3 protein-coding genes are annotated in these 7356 nt (G+C 75.8%); all 3 read left to right on the top strand.

Annotated features, from left to right (window positions below):
• Positions 1–328 precede the first annotated feature (328 nt).
• The 3 genes from ACZ55U_RS33750 (at position 329) to ACZ55U_RS33740 (ending at position 7355) form a co-directional block, all read left to right on the top strand.
• Positions 329–1135, top strand: a complete 807-nt coding sequence (locus tag ACZ55U_RS33750) for an SAM-dependent methyltransferase (RefSeq protein WP_465532419.1) — start codon at positions 329–331, stop codon at positions 1133–1135.
• 181 nt (positions 1136–1316) lie between these two features.
• Complete coding sequence (locus tag ACZ55U_RS33745) at positions 1317–3434, top strand: putative bifunctional diguanylate cyclase/phosphodiesterase (protein WP_465532417.1); 2118 nt, start codon at positions 1317–1319, stop codon at positions 3432–3434.
• A gap of 300 nt (positions 3435–3734) precedes the next feature.
• Complete coding sequence (locus ACZ55U_RS33740; protein ID WP_465532415.1) at positions 3735–7355, top strand: protein kinase domain-containing protein; 3621 nt, start codon at positions 3735–3737, stop codon at positions 7353–7355.
• Position 7356 lies beyond the last annotated feature (1 nt).

The raw sequence follows: 7356 nt of genomic DNA, 5'->3' as shown, positions 1-7356 counted from the left end.
GCCGCTGCGATCTGGCATAACTGGACCGCAGGGGCCACGATCAAGCGGTCACTCATCGCGTATGACCACTAAGGACATCGGACTCATTCATCTAGTCGGGCCCGGTCGGCCCGAGGGGTGAACGCCGGTGGACCCTTGCCGAATCGGCCCGCGACGCCGACCATGACCGGAGGTGAACGTTCCGGAAACGCCCGCCCGCAAGGAGGGGCGCACTCCGCTTGCAGCCGTTCGAGGTGCGGGAGAGGATCTTCTGTGCTTGTAGTCTCATCAGTCACGGCAGCATCCCCAGGCGCTGCAGTCCCGGAACCGGAATGAAGGAGTCACAGGCATGCGGCGACCGAGCTGGGTACCGGAGGGTACGGACCTGGACAAACCGAACGCCGCCCGCGTCTACGACTACTACCTCGGGGGATCGCACAACTTCGAGGTCGACCGGGAGATGGCCCGCAAGGCCATCGCCATGTGGCCGGAACTGCCGCAGATCATGCGCTCCAACCGCGCCTTCCTGCGCCGCGCCGTGACGTTCCTCGCCGAGCAGGGCGTCACCCGCTTCCTGGACATCGGCTCCGGCATCCCGACCTTCGGCGCGGTGCACGAGATCGCGCGGGCGATCCGCCCCGAGACCGAGGTCGTCTACGTGGACCGCGACCCCGTCGCCGTCGCGCACAGCCGCCTGCTGCTGGAGGACGACCGCGCCAGCGCCGTCGTCCAGGCCGACCTGCGCGACGTCGCCGACCTGCTGGCCCGTCCCGAGGTCGTCGAGCTGCTGGCGGCCGGCGAGCCGGTGGCCGTGCTGCTGGTGGCCGTCGCCCACTTCGTCAGCGACGACGAGGACCCGTGGAAGCTGATCGGGGTGATCCGCGACGCGCTCCCGCCCGGCAGCGCGCTCGTCCTCTCGCACGCCGCCCTGGAGAGCCGCCCGGACCAGGCGGAGGACCACCAGAAGCTCTACCAGCGGACGCCGACCCCGCTGACCATGCGCACCCACGAGCAGATCACCGCGATGTTCTCCGGCTTCGAGCTGGTCGAGCCGGGCGTGGTCCACCTGCCGCTGTGGCGCCCGGACCAGCCCGGTACGGTCGGGGAGCACCCCGAACGGATCGCCGGGGTCGCGGGCGTGGGGATCCGCCCTTGAGCGGACGCGACGAACGGGGCACCGACGGCCGCGCGCCCCGCGCGGTGGCCGCCGGGGCGACGGTGCCGGGATGGGGCGGCGGCGGGACCAACGGCCGCCGCACCTCCCGGGCAGTCGTCACCGCGCCCGTCGTCGCGCCCGCCGGAACCGGCGGGTACAGCAGAGGAACCAGGTTCAGCAGATGAGTACCACCCCGGTGCGCGGCAACGCGGAGCGCTTCCACGAGGAGTGGGCCCGACTGCTCTCCGCCGACCACGGCATCGCCGTCCACCCCGGCGTGCTCGGCCGGCTGGTCTCGCGCACCGCGGCGCTGCTGCACCGCGCCCAGGAGGACGAACCGTTCGAGCCGGGGCTGGCCGCGCAGGTCGGCGCCGAGCTGGTCGACGCGCACTTCACCGACCCGGTGCTGCTGGCCAGGGCGGTCGAGCTGCTCCAGACGCAGCCCGTCCACGACGACCGAGGCCCCGCCCTGACCGGAGCCTTCGCGGCCGGCTGGGCCGCCGCCCTGCGCGAGCGCACGCTGAGCGAGCAGGAGGCGATCCGCACCGCCGCCGACGCGGCCCGCAAGGAGGCCGAGCGGGCCCTGCGCGACTCCGAGGCCCGGTTCCGGGCGCTGTTCGAGAGCGCCGCGATCGGCATCGCCATCGGCGACACCGACGGCAACATCCTGGCCGTCAACAAGGCCGTGCAGGAGCTGTTCGGAGCGGGGCCGGAGGACCTGGTCGGCCGCCGGGTCGACGACCTCGTCCACCCCGAGGACACCCCCGGCGTCTGGGAGGCGTACGAGGAGCTGATCGGCGGCAAGCGGGAGTACTTCCAGTTCGACAAGCCGTACTACCGCCAGGACGGCGAGGTGGTCTGGACCCACCTCACCGTCTCGCTGATCCGCGACGAGGACGGCGCGCCGCAGTACCAGGTCGCGATGCTGGAGGACGTCACCGACCGCTACCGGCTCCAGGAGCGGCTGCGCCACCAGGCCACCCACGACCCGCTGACCGGCCTGCCCAACCGCGCGGCCTTCTTCGAGCGGCTGGAGAAGCTGTTCGAGGAGCCCGAGCCCGGGGCCCGCTTCGGCCTCTGCTACGTCGACCTCGACGGCTTCAAGGTGGTCAACGACAGCCTCGGCCACGACATGGGCGACCAGCTGCTGTCCGCCGTCGCCGCGCGGCTGAAGGCCGCCCTCAGCCCGCTCGGCCACCTGGTGGCCAGGCTCGGCGGCGACGAGTTCGTCGTCCTGCTGGAGAAGTGCCGGGGCGAGCAGGAGGCGGTGGCCGCCGCGAAGACGGTGCTCAAGGCACTGGCCGGGCCGGTGCTGATCGGCGACCACAAGCTCGCCGTCGGCGCCAGCGTCGGCGTGCTGGAACGGCGGGTGTCCACCACCACCCCCGGCGCCGCCGTCCGCGCCGCCGACCTCACGCTCTACCGCGCCAAGGAGGCCGGCCGCGGCCGCTGGACGCTGTTCGACCCCAAGGAGAACGCCCGCGCGGTCAGCCGCTACGCGGTGTCGGTGCGGATGCCCGCCGCCCTCGACCGCGGCGAGTTCTTCATCGACTACCAGCCGCTCTACCGCCTCGCGGACGGCCGGCTGGCCGCCGTGGAGGCGCTGGTGCGCTGGCGCCACCCGCAGCTCGGCGTGCTCGGCCCGGACGAGTTCGTCACCACCGCCGAGGAGACCGGGCTGATCATGCCGCTCGGCCGCTGGGTGCTCGAACAGGCCTGCGGCCAGGCCGCGGACTGGATCAAGCGGTTCGGCGACGCGGCGCCGCAGCTCAACGTCAACCTGGCGGTCCGGCAGGCCCGCAGCGCCGCGCTGGTCACCGACCTCGGCCGGATCCTCGGCAGCACCGGACTGGACCCGGCCAGGCTCCAGTTGGAGATCACCGAGTCGACCGTGGTCGGGCCCGAGGACGAGGCGCTGCGCACCCTGCACGGGCTGGTCGACCTCGGGGTGTCGCTGGCCGTGGACGACTTCGGCACCGGGTGGTCCAACCTCGCCTACCTGCGCGACCTTCCGGTCTCCGGGCTGAAGATCGCCGGCTCCTTCGTCGGTGACCTGCACGAACCGGGCAAGGACGAGTCCACCGGCTGGCGGATCGTCAGCGGACTGGTGTCGATGGCGCACACGCTCGGGCTGAACGTCACCGCCGAGGGCGTGGAGACCCACCGGGACGCCGAGCGGCTGCGGAGCATGGGCTGCGACTGGGCGCAGGGCTGGCACTTCGGGCGCCCGGTGCGGCCGGTCGAGATCGCCCGGCGGATCGTGGAGGAGCCGAAGGGGCGTCCGGTCGAGGAGGACTGACCGCCCCGGCGGCCGCGGTCCGCGGCCGGGCTGGGTCCCGTGACGTCCCCCTGGTCCCTTTTCGTCCCGTCCGCTCGTCGGATCCGGCAGCCGGGCCACGGCTCCCCGAGGTCCCGTTCCCGTACTGGTGGTAGAGCTTCGGTACCGGTCCTGCGGCGGCTCGGTCCTGATCCGCGAAAGCGTCCGACACCGCTGCCCCGCATACGGGATGATGGCGCGTCACATTCACCTCCCGGCACCGGTGCGCCCTCGCTCGACGGCCTCGTACCGGTCCGGGCCCGCGGGGGAGGGAAGCGTCGCATGGGCACGACGAGGGGCGTGGACCCGGCCGGCGGAGATCCGGGAGAGCCGCCCGCGACCAGGGTGGAGCGGCGGCCACGGGAACGCCGGCGCGGCTCGGGGGCCGGTCCCGAGGCGGGTGCCGGAGTCGGTGCGCCGGCGCAGCGGCCGTCCCGGCTCGGGGCCGTCCCGCCGACCCGGGTGGACCCGGAGGCCGTGACCCGCCGGGCGCCCGCCGCCCCGCCGCGCTTCGACCCGGAGGCCGCGACCCGCCGGATGCCCGGCAGCGGACCGCGCTACGACCCCGAGGCCGCGACCCGCCGGAAGCCGGACGCGGAGCCGGGGGCCGACTCGGTGGCGCCGGGTTCCGAGCAGGTGGAGGCCGGGTTCGACCCGGACGCGGCCACCCTCCGGGCACCGGGCGCGGCGCCCCGCTTCGACCCGCACGCCCCGACGCGGGTCCGCCCCCGCCCGGGAGCCACCGCCCCCTCCTGGCAGGACAACGTAGGGCCCGGCGGCCCCGCTCCGGGCGGCCACCGCGGCGGACCGCCGCCCGGAGGACCGGCCGCTCCCGAGCCGGTGCCCGGTGAAGTCCCGGCCGAGGACGGCCCGTTCGAAGGCGCCTTCCCGGACGCCCTGCGCGAGCGCTTCGTCCCGCTGGGCCGGGTCGGGGCCGGCTCCGAGGGCGTCGTCTGGTACGTCCGGCGCACCGACGGCGGCGGCGACGCGGCCGTCAAGGTCGCCGTCGCCGGCGGGCGGATGGACCACGACCTGCTCGCCCACCTGCGCAACGACGGCTTCCGCCGGCACGTCCCGCACCTGATCGACTTCGGCCGGGTCGGCCACCACGGCGCCCTGGTCGACTGGGTGGCCATGGAGTACCTGCCGGTCACCCTCGCCGCGTACATCGCCGAGCTGTGGCGGGAGGGCGGCCACACCGACGGGCGGACCACCGAGCGGATCGTCCACGAGCTCGTCGCCCTGCTCGACTTCTGGCAGCGGCGGATCAAGCGCAATCCGCTGGACTTCAAGCCCGCGAACATCCTGGTGCGCCCCGGCAACGGCTCCGCGGAGTTCGTGATCGCCGACTTCGGCGGCGTCGACCGGCTCACCGCCAGCCGCCGGTTCAGCTCCGCGATGATGGTCACCGTCGCCTACATGGCCCCCGAGCAGCTGGCCGGCAACAACCACCAGGCCGGGCCCTGGTGGGGGCTCGGCAACGTGCTGTACGAGCTGTTCGTCGGCCGCCCCCGCTTCGTCGGCGCCGACGGCGGTCGCCCGGCCGACCAGGAGCTGGAGCTGGAACTGGTCATGGGCGAGGAGGTGGACCTCGCCGCCGTCCGCGACCCGCGCCGACTCCTGCTCCTCCAGGGGCTGTTCACCAAGAAGCCGGAGGACCGCTGGACCGCGCCGCAGGTCCGCAGCTGGCTGGCCGGCGGCACCCCCGAGGTGATCCGCCGCCGGCCGCAGGCGCGGGCCCGGGCGCACCGGCCGGTCACCTTCCTCGGCAACCCGTTCACCGACCCCGCCCGGCTCACCGAGGCGCTGCTCGCGAACTCCGGCGCGGCGGCCCGCTGGCTCTCCACCGGGGGAGCGGAACGGCTGCGCGACTGGCTGCGGGACGAGGTCGAGGACACCACCTTCGACCTGCACTACCTCGCCGAGGCGGCCAGGGCACCCGGCTCCCGGCGCGAGTGCGTCGCGGCGGTCGCGGTGCTGGCCCTCGGCGCCGCCTTCGCCCCGGGCGCCGTCCCGCACTACCGCGACCGTCCGATCGACACCGCCGGGCTGGAACGCGTCGTCACCGGGCCGGACGGTGCCGAGTTCATCGACGAGCTGGTCCGGGGCGGCGCGCCGGCCGTGGCCGCCCGCTATGACTGCTTCCACCCCGAGTGCGCGGACGAGCACTGCGCGCGGCTGCTCGCGCTGGCCGCACTGCCGGAGGTGCTGGCCGAGGTGGACCGGCTGGCGCGCACCGTCGGCGGCGGCCGTCGCGGCGGTGACGGGCTCAGCCCGGAGGAGCGCGAGGACGCGCACCGGCAGGCGGTCTGGCTGAGCATCCGGCCCGAGGAGCGCGAACGGCTGCTGGGCCGGCTCTCGCCGCTGCCCGCCGCCCTGCACCGGCTGCCGCTGCCAGGGCGGGTGCAGGAGATCGCTGCCCTGGTCGCGGCCACCGTCGTGGACGGGGCGCTGGCCGCAGGCACGGGAGCCCGCACCGCCGTGCGGACGGTGGCCCGCGGACCGGAGCCCGACCCGGCGGCGCCCACCGCCCGGCACGTGGTCCGGCGCCGCTGGTCGGCACTGCGGCGCCGGGCGGTGAGCGCGGACCCGGCGCAGTCGGCCGGGCTCGCGGCGCTGGTCGCGGCGGAGGCCCTGCGGCGGCGCGGCCGGACACGGCCCGAGCAGCCGGAGGCCGAGGCGGGTGCGAAGGCGGGGGCCGGAGCACGGACGGAGGCGGGGGCCGGGGCCGGGGTGCGACGGGACGGGAGGCTGGCCCGGTTGTGGCGCGACCGGCGCCGACGCCCGCCGGTGGACTGGCGGGCCCGGGCGGCGGCATGGTGGCCACACGCCCGCACCGCGCTGCCGCGCCGGGCCGGGGCCGCTTTGCTGCTGCTCCTCGCCTTCGGGCTGCTGCTGTGGGCGGGAGCGGTGCTCCGCTACCCGATCGAGGCGGGGGAGAAGCTCGGCCTCTCGCCCACCGGCGCCTTCGGCGGCCGGCTGCGGACGGCCGGCGACCAGGCGGCCCGCCAGGTGGTCGGCCAGCTCGGCGCGGCCCTGGTCGCGGCCGTCGTGATCGCCTTCTTCCCCGCCCGGGTGGGCATCGGCACCGCGCTGCTCACCGGGGCCGGGGCCTTCACGATCGGCTACCTGCGGCTGGGGCCGCCGATGACGGCGCTGGAGGCCCCGCGGCCGGTGGCCGACCGGGTGGTCGTGTTCGAGGGCGGGATGGGGAGTTGGGCCGGCGTCGCGGCGGTGGTGGCGGCCGTGGTCGCGCTCGTGCTGGTGGAGCGGGCGTGCGGCCGGCTGCTGAAGCCCGCCCAGGAGGCCCGCCGTCAGGTCCGGGAGGCCTGGCGGCGGCTGGACGCGCGGCGTGCGGCGGGCTCCTCCGGGGCGGCCACCGCCGGGCGGGTGTGGGGCGCGCCGTCCGACCGGTGGCGCCCGGGCGGCGCGGGCGTACGCGACCGGGCGCGGTTCGCGCTCGGCACGACGGCGGTGCTGGTCCTGCTGCTGTGGGCGGCGGTCGAGGTCCGGCTCGCGGCCACCGGGGCGCACCCGACCCCCGGTTCCTGGGGGACGGGGCAGAGCGGCGCGGCCTACCAGGCCGGGTTCGTCCTGCTGCTGGCGGTGGTGTCGCTGGTGAGCACCCTCGGGCGGCCCGCCACGGCCCGGGGCCTGTTCGCGGTCTGGGTCCCGGCCACGCTCTTCCTGGGGGCCTGGCCCGGACCGCTGGGGCCGGTGGAGGCGCTGCGGATCCCGGTGTTCGAGGAGCCGTTCGGGGCGGTCGCGAGGCTGTGGGGGCACGGGGCCTTCTGGGCCGCCCTGCTGGTGGCCCTGCCGCTGGCGGCGTACGCGGGGCTGCGGACGGTGCGGCGGCGGGCGGAGCGGACGGGTGCGCGGGGCGGTTCCGGTTCGACCGGTTAGT

The sequence above is a fragment of the Kitasatospora sp. NPDC034533 genome (assembly GCF_055575155.1).
Note: the sequence above shows the minus strand (reverse complement) of the source record. Positions and strands in the feature narration are given on the sequence as shown.